The following is a 17,655-nucleotide window of genomic DNA, read 5'->3' as shown; positions in this document are numbered from 1 at the left end:
CGGCGCGAGGGGACGTCCCGAAGCCGCCGGAAGCCGACCATGTCAGCCCGAGCCATCCCGAGCCATCCCGAGCCAGTCCGAGCCGGTCCGAGTCGTGATGAATCAGGACACCGGTCGCGAATCCGCCCACGCCAGCTCGAACTCCTCGCGGTATGCCGAGAAAAGTCCGCCTTCGTCCACCTCGCCGGACTTCACCACCCGGTTGCCGTTGCGCAGCACCAGCACCGGGGCCTCCATGCCGCGCATCCGCCGCAGGTAGGACTGGATCACCGCGATGCCGTCGGTGCCGTCGCCGTCGACGAGGTAGGCGGTGAAGCGGGGCGTCTCGTCGTAGACCTGGATCTGGAAGGCGCCCGGGTCGCGCAGCCGGGCGCGGACCCGGCGCATGTGCAGGATGTTCATCTCCACGGCGCGGCTCAACTCGCCCCGCTTCATGCCCAGTTCGCGCTCGCGGCGCTTGACCGCACTGGAGGCCGGGTTGAGGAAGAGCAGCCGGACGCGCGCGCCTGCCTCGGCGAGGCGGACCAGCCGGCGGCCGGAGAAGTTCTGCACGAGGAGGTTGAGGCCGATGCCGATGGCGTCGATACGGCGGGAGCCGTCGAAGATGTCCTCGGCGGGGAACTGGCGCAGCAGCCGCACCCGGTCGGTGTGGACGGCGACCACGTCCGCGTACCGGTCGCCGACGAGGTCCTCGACCGCGTCGACGGGCAGCCGGCGGGCCGAGGGCACGTCGCCGCTGGTGCCCAGCATCTCCAGCAGCCGCGCGGAGGCCCGTTCGGCCTGGTTCAGGACGGCCTCGGACAGGGCCCGGTTGCGGGAGACGACGTTGCGGGTCACCTCCAGCTCGTCCAGGGCGAGTTCGACGTCCCGGCGGTCGTCGAAGTAGGGCTCGAAGCACGGCCAGTGCTGCACCATCAGCTCGCGCAGCTGCGGCAGCGTAAGGAAGGAGATCACGTTGTCGTCGGCCGGGTCGAGCAAGTAGCCCTTGCGGCGGCTGACTTCGCGGACGGCGACGGCGCGCTGCACCCATTCCTGGCCGGCGGGCCCGGCCGCGGCGACCACCCACTCGTCGCCGTGGACGGGTTCGTAGATGGGCCGCAGCACGGCGGCCACCACGGCCCGCAGCCGCTGTTCGACGAGGTTCAGCCAGATGTAGGCCCGGCCGGCCCGCTGCGCGCGGGTCCGTACCTCGCGCCAGGCGTCGGCGTCCCAGTCCAGCTCCGGTCCGATGGCGTTCGTCTCCATCGGCCGGGCCAGGGACACCGTGCCGGGCGGGACGTCTGTGGAGCCTCCCTCGTGACCCTCGTCACCAGGGGGCAGCTCCAGCCCTCCCGAGCCCACCCGCGCACCGCCTTCCGCTCCCCCGAGCACTCCCCGTCCCAACGATCAAGGAAGGGTACTCCGGGAGCGGTGGGCGGTGCAGCCGGATGGACAGGTCGTTTCTCAACTACCGCCGTTCGACTGTCCGTTCTGTCCGGCCAGGGCGGGCGGCGTGAGCGGATTCATAGCGGTGACGTCCCTGGGGGCCAGGGAGAAGCCCTGCCAGTGGACCGGCATGGGCTCCTGGTCCTCGTCCCGGGCGATGTGGTGGAAGCCCACGTTCACCCAGGCCACGGGGTGGGTGAGGGTCTCTCCGTTCACCCACTTGTCGACCGAGTAGCCGTGCAGCGGACCGCCGCAGCTGCGGACGTTGTTGCTGGCGTACTGCTCGCAGTTGTTGTACTGCGTGAAGTAGACGTCGTGCTGGGTGAAGGCGCGCCCGGAGTACTTGGTGGTCGCGCCGGGGACGAGCTCGTAGGAGCGCGCGTGGCCGTCCTTGTTCTTGCCGGTCGCGCTGACCACGCGCCACCAGCGCATGTTCGCGGCGTCGCCCGCGAGTTCCTTGGTGACGGCGGTGCGGGTGGTCTTGTTGGTCGGGCCCTGCTCTGCGCCGGCGGGCGGGCTGACCACCGAGTCGTACTGCTCGACCTTGGTGTTGGACGAGCCGTCGAGGCCGAAGTCGAGCCGCCAGAACACGTTGTGGCTGTGGCTGGTGGCGTAGGACTTGGCGCCCTTGCCGATGGGCCAGCCGCGGCCGTCTCCGGCGTCGTAGTCGAAGGGCGAGAGGCTGCCGGTGGCGCCGACGTTCATGTTGATCGCGCCGTCGTCGGAGAAACGCCACTCGGTGATGTACTCGTACCAGCCGACCTTGTTGACGGTGTAGATCAGCAGGTCCTTGCCCTGGGCCTGGAAGACCTTGTTCGCGTCGGCCTGCATGCGGTAGGCGTGGCCGCGCGAACGGGTCGTGGTGCACAGGCCCTTGACGTTCGCGTTCGCGCCGTCGAACGGGTCGGGGACCTTCACGGTCCTGATGGTGCCGCCGGGGCACTCGGCGGGGGCCATGTTCACCAGACCCGAGCCGAAGTTGTAGTCGGTGATGTCGTTGTACTCGTTCGTGCCGTCGTCGTACGGCACATGGATCTGGGCGATCTTGGCGCTGTTGAGGACGCGGATCGGCTTGGTCTCGCCGGGGGGCTGGTAGGAGATCTTCTCCAGGATCAGGCCCGACTTGGACTCGAAGCGCCAGCACATGCGCCAGGTCGTGCCGGTGGAGAGCTTCTGTTCGATGCGATAGGCGGCGCTGCAGTCGGCGGCCGCCGCCGCGGGGGCCGCCTTGGGCTGGGCGGCGGCCGGGCCGGCTCCGGCGGCCGCGCCGGTGGCCAGCGCTGCCACGGAGAGGCCGACGAGCGCCCCCGTACGGGCACGGCGGCCGCTGATCAGATTCGGAACGCGCATGACGACATGACTCCCTTTGCATCCCTCTACAGGAGGCAAGTTCGAAGAACGGACGTGGGGGACGAGCCTGCGGACGGTTCAGCCGGCGAGCCGGGCGACCTTGCGGGTGCTGAGGTCGACGACCAGGGACCGGGTGTCGATCCAGGGGCCGTTCCTGACCTTCGTCAGCAGCCGGACACAGCGGTGCTCCCCGCACTTGTCGAGGGCGGCGCTCTGGGCGCCCGGCGCCGCCGCCCGGTACACCATGCTGGCGAGCTGCAGCTGGTCCGGGGAGGTGAGCGCCTTGCCGGTGGCGTCCTTGAAGTCGGCCTTCAGGTCCGCGCCGAGCGGGTCGGCGATCAGCAGGCTCGCGGCCTCGTTCTGCTCGGCGGAGCTGAGCGGCGGCTGGACGCCCTGCTGGGCATCGGTGCCCTCGACCTTGCCGGTGTCGAGGTTGACGGTCCTGGTGAGCAGCGTGTCGGTCTTGTAGTCGTAGAACGACACCTCCGCGCGCCGGGGCGCCCGGGCGTCGTCCACCTCGTCGGCCTCGGGCTCGGCGAGGTCGACGCCGAGACTCTGCGGACCGCGGTCGCCGTCCACGTTCTCGCTCGCGTTGAACTGCTGCCGGCTGAGCGCGATCTTCTCGACGCGCGCGATCTCGTCGTCGGTCAGGGGATCGCGGCCCACGCCCTTCTCGCCCTCGGCGGGCGCCTCCTCGACGACACCGGGCTGCACCGCCGCGGTGTCCCCCTGCTGCTGTCCGGCGGCCTGCCGGGCGCTCTGCCCGGCCTTGCCGCCGCCGGTGTCGTCCGCCCCCGCCGTGCCCGGCAGGGTGATCCCGACCATCATGGCCGTCGCGGCCACCGCGATGGCCGTACCCGCCACCACCTTGCCCAGGTGGCGACGCACTGTCGTGCGCACATCTTCCCCCTACTCCCCCTGTTGCCCGGGAGTACGTGTCTGCCCCACGGATTCGGCACACGACGCCTGGCTCATGGCTCACGGCGCATCGCGCATGACGTCGTCTGCACTGGTCGTCGGGTAAGAGGGGCGTAAGTCACAGGTGGTTCCCTCACTTTCCGGGAGACTCGAAGCCAAGGCGCCCCCGGCGGGGCGACACACCTGAAAGAGTCGTGTCCATGCAGGTCTGGCCTGGAGAGGCGTATCCCCTCGGTGCCACGTACGACGGCGCCGGCACGAACTTCGCGGTCTTCACGGAGGCCGCGGACCGAGTAGAGCTGTGTCTGCTGCACGACGACGGCTCGGAGACGGCGGTGGAACTGCGCGAGAGCGACGCGTTCGTCCGGCACGCGTACGTGCCGGGCATCATGCCGGGGCAGCGCTACGGCTTCCGGATGCACGGCCCGTACGACCCCGCGCGCGGGCTGCGCTGCAACTCGGCGAAGCTGCTGCTCGACCCGTACGCGAAGGCGATCAGCGGTTCGATCGGGTGGGGCGAGGAGGTGTACGGCTACCACTTCGACGCCCCCGAGCGGCGCAACGACCTGGACTCGGCGCCGCACACGATGACGTCGGTCGTGGTGAACCCCTACTTCGACTGGGGCGACGACCGCAGGCCGCGCACCGAGTACCACCACACGGTGATCTACGAGGCCCATGTGAAGGGCCTGACGATGCGCCACCCGGGGCTGCCGGAGGAGCTGCGCGGGACGTACGCGGCCCTGGCGCACCCGGCGGTCATCGAGCATCTGACGGAGCTCGGGGTGACGGCCCTGGAGCTGATGCCGGTGCACCAGTTCGTCAACGACCACCGGCTGGTCGACATGGGCCTGAGCAACTACTGGGGCTACAACACGATCGGGTTCTTCGCCCCGCACAACGCCTACGCCTCCTGGGGCGACCGCGGCCAGCAGGTGCTGGAGTTCAAGTCAGCGGTGCGGGCGCTGCACGAGGCGGGGATCGAGGTCATCCTCGACGTGGTCTACAACCACACCGCCGAGGGCAACCACCTGGGGCCGACGCTGTCCTTCCGGGGCATCGACAACCGGTCGTACTACCGGCTGTCGAACGACCGCCGCTACTACATGGACACCACGGGGACCGGGAACTCGCTGCTCATGCGGTCCCCGCACGTGCTGCAGATGATCATGGACTCGTTGCGGTACTGGGTCCTGGAGATGCATGTCGACGGGTTCCGCTTCGATCTCGCGGCGACCCTGGCCCGCCAGTTCCACGAGGTGGACCGGCTGTCGTCGTTCTTCGACCTGGTGCAGCAGGATCCGGTGGTGTCCCAGGTGAAGCTGATCGCGGAGCCGTGGGACGTGGGCGAGGGCGGCTACCAGGTGGGGAACTTCCCCCCGCTGTGGACCGAGTGGAACGGCAAGTACCGCGACACCGTGCGGGACGTGTGGCGGGGCGAGCCGCGCGCGGTCGGCGAGTTCGCCTCCCGGCTGACCGGCTCCTCGGACCTCTACCAGGACGACGGGCGCCGGCCGCTGGCCTCCATCAACTTCGTGACCTGCCACGACGGCTTCACCCTGCACGATCTGGTGTCCTACGACCAGAAGCACAACCAGGCCAACGGGGAGGACAACCGGGACGGCGAGAGCCACAACCGGTCCTGGAACTGCGGTGTGGAGGGCGCGAGCGACGACCCCGAGGTGCTGGCGCTGCGCGCCCGCCAGATGCGGAACTTCGTCGCCACGCTGATGCTGTCCCAGGGCGTGCCCATGATCAGCCATGGGGATGAGTTCGGTCGCACCCAGAAGGGCAACAACAACGCGTACTGCCAGGACAGCGAGCTGGCCTGGGTCCAGTGGCCGCCCGAGGACGGCAACGAGCTGCTGGAGTTCACGCGCGCGTTGGTGTGGCTGCGCAAGGAGCACCCCGTCTTCCGGCGGCGCCGCTTCTTCCACGGCCGGCCGGTGGAGGGCACCCACGACGAGCTGTCGGACATCGCCTGGTTCACGCCCGAGGGGACGGAGATGGCCCAGCGGGACTGGGACCGGGCCCAGGCGTCCGCGCTGTCCGTGTTCCTCAACGGCAACGCGATCTCCGAGCCGGGCTCGCGCGGCGAGCGGATCACCGACGACTCCTTCCTGCTGATGTTCAACGCCTCGGCCAAGACCCTGGAGTTCGTGGTCCCGGTCGACCACGGGCGGCAGTGGCAGGTGGTCGTGGACACGGCGAACCCGGCGGCGGTGGCGCCGGGCCCGGGCACGAAGGTGCAGGCCGGGGCGCGGCTGACGCTGGTGGACCGGAGCATGACCGTGCTGCAACGGCCGACCTAGGGCCCGTCCCGGCCGGGGGCGGCCGGAGCGGGCGCGGGCAGGTTTGACACGAAACGCGGCCGGGCGGGTACGTAGGTGGTCATGACCTCTGAGCGACGTGACGCCCCTGTTCCCGTGACGCCGACGGCGACCTACCGGCTGCAGCTGCAGCCCGGGTTCGGGTTCCGGGCCGCGGCGGCGGCCGTGCCGTACCTGGACTCGCTCGGCGTATCGCATCTGCATCTGTCCCCGGTCCTGGAGGCCGTCCCCGGCTCCCCGCACGGGTATGACGTCGTGGACCCCACGCGCGTACGCGCGGAGCTGGGCGGGGAGGAGGGGCTGCGGGCGCTGGCGCGCACCGCGCGGGAGCACGGGCTCGGGCTGGTCGTCGACATCGTGCCCAACCACATGGCGATGGTCCCGCGCCACAACCGCGCCCTGTGGGAGGTGCTGCGAGAGGGACCCGAGTCGCCGTACGCGCGCTGGTTCGACATCGACTGGGCGGCGCAGGGCGGACAGGTCCTGCTCCCGGTGCTCGGCGGTCCCGTCGGCTCGGAGCTGGCGCAGCTGCGGGTGGACGGCGACGTCCTGCGCTACCACGACCACGCCTTCCCGCTGCGCGAAGGCACCGAGGGGCTGCCGCTGCCGCGGCTGCTGGACGCCCAGTGGTACCGGCCGGTGTGGTGGCGGCTGGCCCGCACCGAGCTGAACTACCGGCGCTTCTTCAGCATCTCGGAGCTCATCGGGGTGCGGGTGGAGGACCCGGAGGTGTTCGAGGCCACGCACGGCACGATCCTGCGGCTGCTGCACGAGGGCGTGGTCGACGGGCTGCGCGTCGACCACCCCGACGGCCTCGCCGACCCCGACGGCTACCTGGAGCGGCTGCACGAGGCGAGCGGCGGCCGCTGGACGGTCGTCGAGAAGATCCTGGCGGACCGGGAGCGGCTGCCGGACTCCTGGCCGGTCGCCGGCACCACCGGCTACGACGCCCTGCGCCGCGTCGACGGCCTCTTCACGGACCCCGCGGGGGCCGGGGAGCTCCAGGCCCGCTACCGGCGCTTCGCGGCCCCGCAGACGGACCGGGGCGGCGACTGGGCGGCGACGGTGCGGCGAGCGGCGTACGGGGTGCTCGGCCATGAGCTGGCGGCCGAGACGGACCGGCTGACCCGGGTCGCGTCCCGGGTGTGCGCCGCGTCGGCCGATCCGGCGCTGCGCGACCGGGCGCCCTGGGCGCTGCGCACGGCGCTGGAGGAGCTGCTCGTCCGGCTGGAGGTCTACCGGCCGTACGCCTCGGGCGACCCGGCGGCCGTCGTCACCGAGGCGGCGGCCCGCGCGGCGCGTCAGGCGTTCGTCGTGCCCGAGGAGGCGGGCGCGGTCGACGTGGTGCGGGGCCTGGTGCTCGGCGGGGAGGGTGCGGCGGGGGCGGAGTTCCGCGCGCGGTTCGCGCAGACGGCGTCCGCGCTGCGGGCCAAGTCGGTGGAGGACACGGCGTTCTACCGGTACGTGCCGCTGCTGGCGGCGAACGAGGTGGGCGGCGACCCGGGCGCCCCGGGCGGGTCCCCGGCCGACTTCCACGCGTACTGCGCGCGCGTGCAGCGCGACTGGCCGACCGGCGGGACGGTCGTGTCGACGCACGACACCAAGCGCAGCGCCGATGTGCGCGCGGCGCTCGCCGTGCTCACCGAGTGCCCGCAGCGCTGGGCGGACGTCCTGGAGGAGGTCACGCGCGCGAAGGAGGGCGAGCCGGACGAACCGGAGGTGCCGGACGGGCAGCTGGCGTGGGCGGCCTGGCAGACGGTCTTCGGACTCGGTCCGGCGGCCCCGGAGCGCGTGCAGGAGGCGTTGCTCAAGCACGCGCGCGAGGCGGGCCTGTACACGAGCTGGACGGAGCAGGAGCCGCCCTACGAGGAGGCGGTGGCCGCGTTCGTGGCGGCCGGGCCGTGCGGGCCGCCGGGCGAGCGGATCGCCGCGCTGCGCGGCGAGCTGGAGCCGTACATCCGGGCGAACGTGCTGGGCACGGCGCTGGTGCAGCTGACGATGCCGGGGGTGCCGGACCTCTACCAGGGCACCGAGAGCGAGTACCGGGCGCTGGTGGACCCGGACAACCGGCGGCCGGTGCGGTTCCCGCCGGAGCGTCCCGGCGCCAAGGACGCGGTGACCGCGGCCGCGCTGCGACTGCGCCGGCGGCGGCCGGAGGTGTTCGGGGTCCCGGCGACGTACGAGCCGCTGGCCGCCGAGGGGGCGGCCGCGGCGCACTGTCTGGCGTTCGCCCGCTCGGGCCGGGTCGTGACGGCCGTGACGCGGCTGTCGCTGCGGCTGGCGCAGGCGGGCGGCTGGCGCGAGACGCGGCTGGCGCTGCCGCCGGGGCGGTGGATCGACGTGCTGACTCCGGCCCGGGAGTTCACGGGGCACGCGCGCGTGGCGGAACTCTTCGAGGCGCTGCCGGTGGCGCTGCTGGAGCGGGCGGCGGGCACCGAGGACTGAACTCCGTTGCTGTCCAAAGGACTTGGAGAACCGAGGGGTGAACGGCCGTACCCTACCGCCGGCGCGCGCATCCGAGCGCCCCCTGGAGCCTCCCCCGAGGCCTCCTTGACAGTTCACAGAGACCGTGGGGTACTGCGGATGCGAAGGCCGGGCGGACCAATACGGGGGTGAGTCTCCTGCCGGAGCTGCGCTACCCCACGGTGATCGAATTGACCTCCTTTGCCCGGGCGTTGGCCACGCATCAACCCGGCGTGTGCGCGCTGCGGCAGGTGGGGGTCTCCCGTGCGGGCCGGCCGCTGCATCTGCTGTCCGTGGGGCACGCCCCGCGGGCCGTGCTCGTCGTCGCGGGCGCCCACGCCAACGAGCCGACCGGGGGTTCCACCCTGCTGGCGCTCGCCGAACGGGTGCTGTACGAGCGGGAGTTGCGCGACGGCACGTCCTGGCACTTCCTGTTGTGCGCGGACCCCGACGGGGCGAGTCTGCATGTGACCCCGGCGCCGCGCAGCCTGCTGGAGTACCACCTCGGCTTCTTCCGGCCGGCCGGTCCGGAGCAGCCCGAGTGGTCCCCCGCCGTGCTGCCGCCGGACCGGCTGCCGCCCGAGACGCGCGCGCTGACCCGGGTCATCGACGAGCTGCGGCCCTACCTCCAGGTGACCCTGCACGGCACCGACCTGGGCGGCAGCTGGGTGCAGCTGACGAAGGACATCCCGGGCCTCGCCGAGCCGTTCGCGAAGTCCGCGGCCCAGTTGCACATCCCGGTGGAGACGGGCGCCTCCGACGCGGCGGGCTGGCCGGCCTCCGGGCCCGGCGTGCACGTGATGCCGGCCGCGGGGGCGGACGCGGCCTACCCGAGCATGCCGGACGACGCACGGCACAGCACCTGGTACCACGCCCATCGCTACGGCGGTCTGACCGCGGTGGTGGAGGTGCCGATGTGGGCGAGCGACATGGTGGACGACCCCGCCCCGCATCCCGCGCCGGCCGCGGCGATCCAGCGGCTGGCGCGACGGCTGCTGCGGGACACCACGGAGGTGGAGCGGGTGCTCGTCGAGGCGCTGCCGCGGCTGGAGGGCGTCGACGGTCCCCTGCTGCGGGCGGCCAGATGGGCGCTGGAGCTGGTGCCGGGCCTGGCGGCGGACTGGACCCACACTCCGCCGGCCGGCACGACGATGGCGTACGTCGGCAGTGTGGACGCCTTCGCGCGCCGGCTGCCGCTGCGGGCGGCCGCGATGCTGTGGCGGGTCCTGCAGGAGAGCGACGACCACGCGGCCCCGCGCTTGGAGCAGCTCGTCGAGACCTGGAGCGACGCCTTCGCGGACCGTTTCCGGGCCCGTTGGGTGCCCTTGGAGCACCAGGTCGAGCATCAGTCCCGCACGGTCGTGGCGGCGGCCCTGCACGCGCGCGAACGGGCGGCGTAGAGCCGGACGGCGGCCACCCGGACGGCGGCCGCGGGCACCCGCGCGTGCCCGCGGCCGCCGTGGCCGCCTGTCCTGCTCAGGCCTCGGGCGCCTGCTCGTCGTCGTCCAGGGCGAACACGGCCCCCGTCAGCGCCTCCCGCTCGCAGTCGTTGCCGAAGGTGCGCTGGTAGTCGACGGGACGTCCGTTCCACTGCCCCTGCGCCTTGACGGTCACCGGGGCGTACAGGAGCGGGCAGATGCGGCTGCCGTCCCCGGTGAGGGCGCCGACGTCGCCGTCGGCCCTCGCCAGGACGTCGCAGGCCTCGGCGGCGCGGGAGTGGCCCTGGGGCGGGTCGCACATCAGGAGGGTGCCGCGGCTGTCGCTGGAGCGGGCGTCGCCGCGGACGACGGTGAGCTGGAGCCAGTTGCCGGGGAGGGCGTCGTGGGACGCCGCCAGGGCCGGGGCGGCGCCGGTGGCGAGGAGGAGGGCGGCCGCGGCCGACAGGGTGCGCCGGACGGCTTTCGCCGTGCGGAGAGGGTTGCGGAAGTGCGTCATTCCCGGTGCATCGGCACGGCGGGCTGGGTACCCCAGTCCGACTCACCCGAACGGGCACGGGCGGGTGCTGCGGGCGGCCGTCCGGCCAGCTCGAACGCGGCGAGCACGACCCGCGCCTGGTACTCCGCCTGGCGTGCGACGGGGATCCAGCGCGCTCCGCAGTCGTCCCGGTAGCCGGCGCACCACGCGTCGATCAGCCCGTCCAGCTCGGGCAGCGCGCCGCAGGGGTCGGCTCCGGCGCCGGTGACGAGCTGGTGCAGCAGGCCCGCCGTCCGGACGGCGATCCGGCGGCCGGCGATGCGCAGGGCGGTCAGATGGGCAGTGCTGAGCGGCGGGAGCGGGCGGACCGGGTCGGCGGTGTCGGGGTCCCAGGCGTCCGCGAGGCCGGGGCAGACCAGTAAATAGTCGTCGACCGGGGCGAGCAGGCGGTCCGCGTCGGGGAGATCGGCGAGGCGGGGCCGCACCCGCGTGAGGATACGTTCCAGCAGCTCTGTGTCATGGCGCAGGGCCTGGCTCACGGCGCGCAGCACGGCGTCCCGGTCGGCGGGCGGGGAGCCGTCCTCGACGGCCGCTACGCCCCACATGGGCGCCTCGACGACCGCGGTGACCGTGCCGTGCCGGTGCGGGTGGTACCAGGTCGACTCGACGGCGGCCTCGGTGATGGCGGCGGCCCGATCGCCCGCGCGCGGGGGCGGGATCCGGTAGACGGCGGGCGCCAGGCGCGGCCAGTACAGGGCGTCGTAGGGCCCGAGTTCGCGGGGGATGCCGAGGCGGGCGGCGGCGTGGGCCACACGCCGGGAGAGTCCGGGCAGGTCACGGGTGAGTTCCACGAAGGCGCCGCCGACGTCGACGCCGTGCAGCGAGCACTGGAAGAAAGGTTTCAGTTCGTCCTGGAGGCGGAGCAGCGCACGGGTCTCCGGCAGCGCGGCGGCGGCCGCGCCGTCGGGCAGCCATTCGGGCTGTTCCAGGAAGCCGGGCCGGAAGAAGTTCCGGAAGTAGCGGCCGAGGCTGTAGGGGCCGGACAGCCAGCCCTCGTTGCGGCGCAGACCGTCGGGGTCCAGGCAGAGCAGCAGGTTCCAGGTGGCGTCGGCGCCGACGGTGAGCCGCGGGTCGGCCAGGACGCGTTCGGCCAGCCGCAGGACGGTGGCGCCGCCGACGGGCTCGTTGGCGTGCGGTCCGGCGACGACGAGGGCCTGGCGGGCGCCCCGGCCGATGGAGAGCAGCCACAGGGGCGTGCCCGCGCGGGAGACCCCGACGCGGCGCAACCGGACGTCCCCGGAGCTGCGGACCGCGAGCGCGGCCGCGCGGGCCGCGAGTTCGTCCACGGTCGGGTAGCGGAGAAGTGGCGGCAGGGCACACCTCCACAAGGCGGCGCCGTCGGTTCACCTGGCGTATCTGGTGTACGCACAGTGAGTCATGGGTCGGGGGTACGTCAACACCGCCGTACGCGCGGGGGACTTGGCCGGACAGCCCGTTCGCCAAGGGACCGGTCCGGAGTCCAGGGCCATCGGTCCGGGGTCCGGGGTCCGGGTCCGGGGTCCGGGTCCGGGGTCCGGGTCCGGGGTCCGGGTCCGGGGTCAGTCCGCCGAGAGGCGGAACCCCATCCGGCCGAAGGCGACCTGGTCGCCCTCACGGACCACGGCAGCGCCGATGACCCGCCGTCCGTTGACGGTCGTCCCGTTGGTGGAGCCGAGATCGCGCAGCACCCACACGCCGCCCTGGCGGCTGAGTTCGGCGTGCACCCGCGAGACGCTCTCGTGGGTCAGCCGCAGGCCGCTCGCGGGGTCGCGGCCGATGCGCAGCGCGCGCTCGGTGCCCGGGTGCGGCAGCAGCAGCTTGGGCAGCCGCTCCGCCTGCCAGGCCCGGCGCAGCCGGACGGTGAAGCCGGAGACCGCCTCGACGGCGCCGAGGACGACCCGCGAGAAGCGGTTCTCCTCGGGCAGGTCGGCGGTGAGGACGGCGAGCTCGTCGGAGCGGCGGGCGGCGAGCGCGAGCTCCATGCGCCGGATGAACGTGTCGTGCGACAGGCGCCCCACGGCGACGCCGTTGCGCAACACCTTCAGCGCGTGGTCGCGCTCCGCGTCCGACAACCGCGCGGGATACGTGTTGAACTCGAAAGACGACGTCACGCTCGTGATTGTCGGTCAGTGGACCCCGGGTGTCCAGAAGACGGGAAAACGCCCACCCCACGCGCGCGTGCGCCAATGGGAGTGTTCCGAACACGGATTGATCTCGTGTGGAGCACGATGGACGGGACGGGCTACATCACGGTGAACAGACGAAGGGGAACCGTCCGTGCAGTTCGAGGTGTGGGCACCGCAGGCCGAACGTGTGACGCTCCGGTGCGGAGACGCCCCGCGCGCGATGGAACGCGATCCGGAGCGGGCGGGGTGGTGGACCGGTGAGGCGGAGGCCGCGGACGGCACCCGGTACGGCTTCGCGGTGGACGACGGCCCCGTCCGGCCCGATCCCCGCTCGCGCCGCCAGCCGGACGGCCCCGACGGGCCGAGCGCGGTCGTCGACCACAACCGCTACGTCTGGCGCACGCAGTGGTCCGGGCGCCCGCTGCAGGGCGCCGTCCTGTACGAGCTGCACGTGGGCACGTACACCCCCGAGGGCACGCTGGACGCGGCCGCCGAGCGGCTCGGGCACCTCGCCGAACTGGGCGTGACGCATGTGGAGTTGATGCCGCTGTGCGCGTTCCCCGGCCGGCACGGCTGGGGGTACGACGGGGTGTCGCCGTGGGCGGTGCACGAACCGTACGGCGGTCCCGAGGCGCTGAAGCGGTTCGTCGACCGGGCCCATGAACTCGGCCTGGGCGTCGTCCTGGACGTGGTGCACAACCATCTGGGCCCGTCCGGCAACCATCTGCCCGCGTTCGGCCCGTACTTCACCGAGACGCACCACACGCCCTGGGGGGCGGCCGTCAACCTGGACGCGCCCGGCTCGGACGAGGTGCGCGCGTACCTGGTGGGCAGCGCGCTGGCCTGGCTGCGCGACTACCGGTTCGACGGGCTGCGGCTGGACGCGGTGCACGCGCTGGCGGACACGCGCGCGTGCCACTTCCTGGAGGAGCTGTCGACGGCCGTGGACGCCCTCGCCGCGGAGACGGGCCGGCGGCTGTTCCTGATCGCGGAGTCCGACCTGAACGACCCACGGCTGATCACGCCCCGCCGGGAGGGCGGCCTGGGCCTGCACGCGCAGTGGAACGACGACTTCCACCACGCCCTGCACACCGCGCTCACCGGCGAGTCCCAGGGCTACTATGCGGACTTCGCGCGCGACCCGTTCGCCGCCCTCGCCAAGACCCTGACCGGCGGCTTCTTCCACGACGGCACGTACTCCGGGTTCCGCGGCCGGCGCCACGGCCGCCCGCTGGACCGCGCCCGCGTCCCCGCATACCGTCTCCTCGGCTACGGCCAGACCCACGACCAGATCGGCAACCGCGCGCGGGGCGACCGCCTCTCGGCGTCCCTCTCCCCCGGTCTGCTCGCGTGCGCGGCCGCGCTGACGCTGACCGCCCCGTTCACGCCGATGCTGTTCATGGGCGAGGAGTGGGCGGCGGGCACGCCCTGGCAGTACTTCACCGACCACACCGACCCGGAGCTCGCCGAGGCCGTGCGGCGGGGCAGACGGCGGGAGTTCACGGCGCACGGCTGGGCCGAGGAGGACGTCCCCGACCCGCAGGACCCGGCGACGCGCGAGCGCTCCTGCCTGGACTGGTCCGAGCCGCGGCGCGAGCCGCACGCGCGCGTGCTGGCCTGGTACCGCGAGCTGATCGCGCTGCGGCACACGACGGCGGACCTCACCGATCCCGACCTGGCCGACATCAAGGTCGCCCATGACGCGCAGGCCCGCTGGCTGGCGTTCCGGCGGGGCGACGTCCGGGTGGCCGTCAACCTCGGCAAGGAGCCGGCCGCGATCCCGCTGGGCCCGCGCCCGGCCCGCGTGCTGGCCGCCTGGGAGCCGGTGGCCGTACCGGGCCCGGACGGACTGCTGCAGCTGCCCGGGGAGGCGTGCGTGGTGCTGGAGCAGGAGTGAGACCTGGCTAACCCTCCTCGTCCGGCCCGTCCGCCCCGCTCTCGCCGTCCTCGCGCAGCTCCGTCACCCGTTCCAGCAGGATCGCCTCCCAGGCCCGTCGCAGCCGGGTGCGCGGCAGGGAGAGGGCTTCGGGGTCCGGTCGGCCCGGAGCGGGGCGTTTGAGGTGTTCCGCGAGGCGGACGACGGTGTCGCAGCGGGCCAGCCACAGCCCGCGCAGACAGGGGCGGACGCCGTAGCCGGCGAGGGTGGCGGCGCGGACGGCGGCGCCGGAGCCGACCGCGAGGGCGAGCCCGGCGATGTCCTCGGCGGGGTCGCCGAGGACCGTGGCGGTCCAGTCGAGGACGCCGCGCACCCGGCCGTCGGCGCTCACCAGGAGGTGTTCGCCGGACAGCGCGTGATGGACGAGGACCGCGGTGGCGGGCTGGGCGGCGAGCTGCGCGGCGCCGAGCGGGGTGAGCTGGTGCAGACGGGCGGGGTCGAACTCGTCGGCGCGGGCGAGGCGTTCGGCGGCGGCCACGGCCATCCGGCGCAGCGCCTCCAGGGAGCGCGGGGCGGCGCGCGGCACACCGAGCGCCTCGGCCTGCCGGGGCGGCACCTCGCGCAGCCCGCGGAGCAGTCCGGCGAGATCGGCCTCGCCGACGGCCGACACGTCGTGCTCCTCGGCCGTGTCGCCGGGCAGCTTGGCGTCGAGGGTGTAGGCCAGCCCGGGGGACCACTCGCCGTGCGCGACGCTGGTCGGCACGGCGACCGGGACATGCGGGCGGACGAGGTCGCGCAGCCGCAGTTCGCGGCGGCGGCGCAGGGTCGCCTCGGCGTCGGGGGCCAGGCGCAGCACATGGCGGGCGCCGACCCACCAGGTGAACGGGGAGCCGTCCTCGGCGACGGGCCGCACCTCCGGTCCGGAGCCGCTCGCGCCGCCCCCTTCCAGGAGCGCACGGACCAGTCGGCGGACGGTGTCCGGGGTGGGTGTCGGTGCCTGGGTCATGGTCGCGCCGCTGCCGTTCGGGTGGGTGCCGGGAACTCCTGGTGGGGGTGGGGCGGTCCAGGTCAGTCCACTATGACCAGTTCGCGGGTGGTGTCGTTGAGACGGCGGCCGCCGTCCTCGGTGACGGTGACGATGTCCTCGATGCGCACCCCGAACCGGCCGGGCAGGTACACGCCCGGCTCGACGGAGAAGCACATGCCGGGCACCATGGGCCGCTCCTCGCCCTCGATCATGTACGGCGGCTCATGGGTGGTGACGCCGATGCCGTGGCCGGTGCGGTGGATGAAGCGGTCGCCGTAGCCGGCGTCGGCGATGACCGCGCGGGCGGCCCGGTCGACCTCCTGGCAGGCGACGCCGGGCCGCACCGCCCGGAAGCCGGCCTCCTGGGCCTCGCGCACCAGGTCGTGGACGCGGCGCTCCTCGTCGGTGGGCTCGCCGACGTGGACGGTGCGGGAGGTGTCGGAGCCGTAGCCGTCCTTGAGGCCGCCGAAGTCGAGGACGACCATGTCGCCGCGTTCGATGACACGGTCGCCGACCTCGTGGTGCGGGTTGGCGCCGTTCGGCCCGGAGGCGACGATGGTGAAGTCGACCTGGGAGTGCCCGAAGCGGCGCAGCAGCCGGGCGAGGTCGGCGCCGACCTCCGTCTCGCGGCGCCCGGCGAAGGGAACCTTCCGGATCTCCTCGAACGTTGCGTCAGCGGCCGCTCCCGCGGCCGCCATGAGCTCCAGTTCCGCCGCGTCCTTGACCGCCCGCAGCATCGGCAGGGCCTCGGTGAGGGAGGCGTAGGAGGTGGCGGGCAGGGCCTTCTGCAGGCCCAGCAGATGCAGCGCCCAGGCGTTGTCGCTGATCCCGAACCGGCCGCCCGTCCCGAGGAGGTCGGCGGTGGCCGCGTAGGGGTCCTTGCCGTCGGTCCAGTCCCGCAGGGTGAGCGCCGGGGCGCCGACCGCCTTCGCGGCGTCGGGGGCCTCCAGCGTGGGCACGACGAGGACGGCGTCCCGGCCGGGTGCGAGGACGAGCAGGGTGAGCCGTTCGGTGGCGGCGGGGGGCGCGTAGCCGGTGAGCCATACGAGGTCGGGTCCGGGCGCCACGAGAAGTCCGGCGAGTCCGGCGTCGGCGGCCTCGCGCGCGGCCCGCTCCATGCGGGCCCGGTAGTCGTCGGCGGTGAACGGCGCGGCGGCGGTGCCGGTCATCCGGGCCTCCCGGGAAGGACGTGGCGACTGGGGTGGGACGGACGTGGTCGCACTGACGTGACGACCACGGGCAGCATCCTGCCCGTCCGACGGGGGTCGCGCGAGCCGGTCGACAAGGGTTTCGGCACGTTTCCCGGCCGGGTGGGCCGTCCTTCGGCGCGGACCGTGCCGGGGAGTGCGGGCGAGGACGGCGGTCCTCGGGTCGGCGCGCCGCGGCGGCGGCCCGCCCCGACAGGCGGCCCGGCCGCTCCGTGCGCCGCCCGCCCGTCCCAGGGCCGACCGCGGGCCGACCGCGGGGAGGCCTCGGGCCGGCCTCGGACCACTCTCAGGTGATGACGCCCGGGGTCACCGTCAACTGCTGGTATCCACCGCCTCGGTGACGCAGCGTCAGCTCGATCGCCTTGCCGGGTTGCGCCTCGTCGACCGCTCGCGCGAGGTCCGTCGCCGAGTCGATCCTGGTGCTGCCGAACGCCAGCAGGACGTCGCCGCGGACCAGGCCCGCCGCGTAGCCGGGGCCGGGCACATGGACGGCGACGATCTCGGCGCCCGCCTTCTCCGCGTCCACGGCCTCCAGACCGAGGGTGGCCTCGGCGGGGCGCGGGGACGCGGGGGCCGCTTCGGACAGCCCCGGGGAGCCGGACGACTTCCGCGGCCCGGACGGACTCGACGGGCCCGGGGCGGACGCGGCGCCCAGCGCGCCCTGGGAGCTCTGGGAGCCCTGCGCGCCTGCTGAACCCGGTGTGCCCGGTGCGCCCTGCGCCGCCGCCTGTCGCTGCAGCTCGGCCAGCCTGCTCATGCCGATCACGGTCGCCCCCAGGGTGCCGAGCCCGACGCCGGACAGGACCAGGACGGTGCCGGCGAACAGGCCGAGCAGCAGGGTCGTCAGCCGTCGGCCGCGGCGGCGCGCGGCGTGCGGACGCCGGCCCTGGCCGCCCGGTCTGGCGCCGCCGCCGGGCTCCTGACCCGGCATGGGCTTGGGACGCAACGCTGTCTGTTCCATGGATCGCCTCCGGCTGGT

At 73.7% G+C, this 17,655-nt stretch carries 13 protein-coding genes; 4 read left to right on the top strand and 9 right to left on the bottom strand.

All coding sequences use genetic code 11. The features are described 5' to 3' along the window. Nucleotides 1-102: 102 nt before the first annotated feature. From ACWD4O_RS01595 to ACWD4O_RS01585, 3 genes are all read right to left on the bottom strand, one after another. Nucleotides 103-1,341 carry an SAV2148 family HEPN domain-containing protein gene (locus tag ACWD4O_RS01595; protein WP_363169480.1) on the bottom strand — a complete coding sequence of 413 codons (1,239 nt, stop codon included), beginning with the start codon at nucleotides 1,339-1,341 and terminating at the stop codon, nucleotides 103-105. A 102-nt stretch (nucleotides 1,342-1,443) separates the two neighbouring features. Then, nucleotides 1,444-2,775: a copper amine oxidase gene (locus ACWD4O_RS01590; protein WP_451276318.1), complete on the bottom strand. Its 1,332-nt coding sequence runs from the start codon at nucleotides 2,773-2,775 to the stop codon at nucleotides 1,444-1,446. A 78-nt stretch (nucleotides 2,776-2,853) separates the two neighbouring features. Continuing rightward, nucleotides 2,854-3,675: a Tat pathway signal sequence domain protein gene (locus ACWD4O_RS01585; protein WP_451276316.1), complete on the bottom strand. Its 822-nt coding sequence runs from the start codon at nucleotides 3,673-3,675 to the stop codon at nucleotides 2,854-2,856. A gap of 218 nt (nucleotides 3,676-3,893) precedes the next feature. Here ACWD4O_RS01585 and glgX point away from each other — a divergent pair, with 218 nt between their 5' ends. The 3 genes from glgX to ACWD4O_RS01570 all read left to right on the top strand — a co-directional run bounded on the left by glgX (nucleotide 3,894) and on the right by ACWD4O_RS01570 (nucleotide 9,886). Then, nucleotides 3,894-6,005: a glycogen debranching protein GlgX gene (gene glgX / locus ACWD4O_RS01580; protein WP_451276314.1), complete on the top strand. Its 2,112-nt coding sequence runs from the start codon at nucleotides 3,894-3,896 to the stop codon at nucleotides 6,003-6,005. Between the two features lie 81 nt (nucleotides 6,006-6,086). Beyond that, nucleotides 6,087-8,468, top strand: coding sequence for a malto-oligosyltrehalose synthase (gene treY, locus ACWD4O_RS01575; protein WP_451276312.1), 2,382 nt, complete (start codon nucleotides 6,087-6,089; stop codon nucleotides 8,466-8,468). A 167-nt stretch (nucleotides 8,469-8,635) separates the two neighbouring features. Then, entirely contained in the window at nucleotides 8,636-9,886 is a 1,251-nt protein-coding gene (locus ACWD4O_RS01570) for a M14 family zinc carboxypeptidase (protein WP_451276310.1), read from the top strand. 76 nt (nucleotides 9,887-9,962) lie between these two features. Here ACWD4O_RS01570 and ACWD4O_RS01565 read toward each other — a convergent pair whose 3' ends face one another. The 3 genes from ACWD4O_RS01565 to ACWD4O_RS01555 form a co-directional block, all read right to left on the bottom strand. Next, on the bottom strand, nucleotides 9,963-10,421 hold the full coding sequence (locus ACWD4O_RS01565) for an SSI family serine proteinase inhibitor (RefSeq protein WP_451276308.1): 459 nt from the start codon (nucleotides 10,419-10,421) through the stop codon (nucleotides 9,963-9,965). Then, nucleotides 10,418-11,746 carry a M14 family zinc carboxypeptidase gene (locus tag ACWD4O_RS01560; RefSeq protein ID WP_451276306.1) on the bottom strand — a complete coding sequence of 443 codons (1,329 nt, stop codon included), beginning with the start codon at nucleotides 11,744-11,746 and terminating at the stop codon, nucleotides 10,418-10,420. Before ACWD4O_RS01560 ends, ACWD4O_RS01565 begins: the two co-directional genes overlap by 4 nt. Nucleotides 11,747-11,998: 252 nt before the next feature. Next, nucleotides 11,999-12,550, bottom strand: coding sequence for an FHA domain-containing protein (locus ACWD4O_RS01555; protein ID WP_451276304.1), 552 nt, complete (start codon nucleotides 12,548-12,550; stop codon nucleotides 11,999-12,001). Nucleotides 12,551-12,716: 166 nt separating this feature from the next. Between ACWD4O_RS01555 and treZ the strand changes: the two genes are divergently transcribed. Then, the gene (gene treZ / locus ACWD4O_RS01550) at nucleotides 12,717-14,462 is read left to right on the top strand and encodes a malto-oligosyltrehalose trehalohydrolase (protein ID WP_451276302.1); all 1,746 of its coding nucleotides are present in this window, start codon (nucleotides 12,717-12,719) and stop codon (nucleotides 14,460-14,462) included. A gap of 7 nt (nucleotides 14,463-14,469) precedes the next feature. Here treZ and ACWD4O_RS01545 read toward each other — a convergent pair whose 3' ends face one another. The 3 genes from ACWD4O_RS01545 to ACWD4O_RS01535 all read right to left on the bottom strand — a co-directional run bounded on the left by ACWD4O_RS01545 (nucleotide 14,470) and on the right by ACWD4O_RS01535 (nucleotide 17,637). Continuing rightward, the gene (locus ACWD4O_RS01545; RefSeq protein ID WP_451276300.1) at nucleotides 14,470-15,447 is read right to left on the bottom strand and encodes a phosphotransferase family protein; all 978 of its coding nucleotides are present in this window, start codon (nucleotides 15,445-15,447) and stop codon (nucleotides 14,470-14,472) included. Nucleotides 15,448-15,509: 62 nt separating this feature from the next. Then, on the bottom strand, nucleotides 15,510-16,637 hold the full coding sequence (locus ACWD4O_RS01540; RefSeq protein ID WP_451276298.1) for an aminopeptidase P family protein: 1,128 nt from the start codon (nucleotides 16,635-16,637) through the stop codon (nucleotides 15,510-15,512). Between the two features lie 325 nt (nucleotides 16,638-16,962). Then, nucleotides 16,963-17,637 (bottom strand): PDZ domain-containing protein, encoded by a 675-nt coding sequence (locus ACWD4O_RS01535; protein ID WP_451276296.1) that lies wholly within the window; start codon nucleotides 17,635-17,637, stop codon nucleotides 16,963-16,965. Nucleotides 17,638-17,655 lie beyond the last annotated feature (18 nt).

It is taken from the genome of Streptomyces sp. NPDC002623, assembly GCF_053592635.1.
The sequence above is the reverse complement of the archived record's forward strand: the minus strand, read 5'-3'. Positions and strand labels throughout refer to the sequence as shown.

Bases quoted from the DNA above. Each gene is read 5' to 3' on its own strand.
- ACWD4O_RS01590 (WP_451276318.1), bottom strand. From the start codon at position 2,775: ATGCGCGTTCCGAATCTGATCAGCGGCCGCCGTGCCCGTACGGGGGCG.
- ACWD4O_RS01535 (WP_451276296.1), bottom strand. From the start codon at position 17,637: ATGGAACAGACAGCGTTGCGTCCCAAGCCCATGCCGGGTCAGGAGCCC.
- ACWD4O_RS01545 (WP_451276300.1), bottom strand. From the start codon at position 15,447: ATGACCCAGGCACCGACACCCACCCCGGACACCGTCCGCCGACTGGTC.
- glgX (WP_451276314.1), top strand. From the start codon at position 3,894: ATGCAGGTCTGGCCTGGAGAGGCGTATCCCCTCGGTGCCACGTACGAC.
- ACWD4O_RS01540 (WP_451276298.1), bottom strand. From the start codon at position 16,637: ATGACCGGCACCGCCGCCGCGCCGTTCACCGCCGACGACTACCGGGCC.
- treY (WP_451276312.1), top strand. From the start codon at position 6,087: ATGACCTCTGAGCGACGTGACGCCCCTGTTCCCGTGACGCCGACGGCG.
- ACWD4O_RS01565 (WP_451276308.1), bottom strand. From the start codon at position 10,421: ATGACGCACTTCCGCAACCCTCTCCGCACGGCGAAAGCCGTCCGGCGC.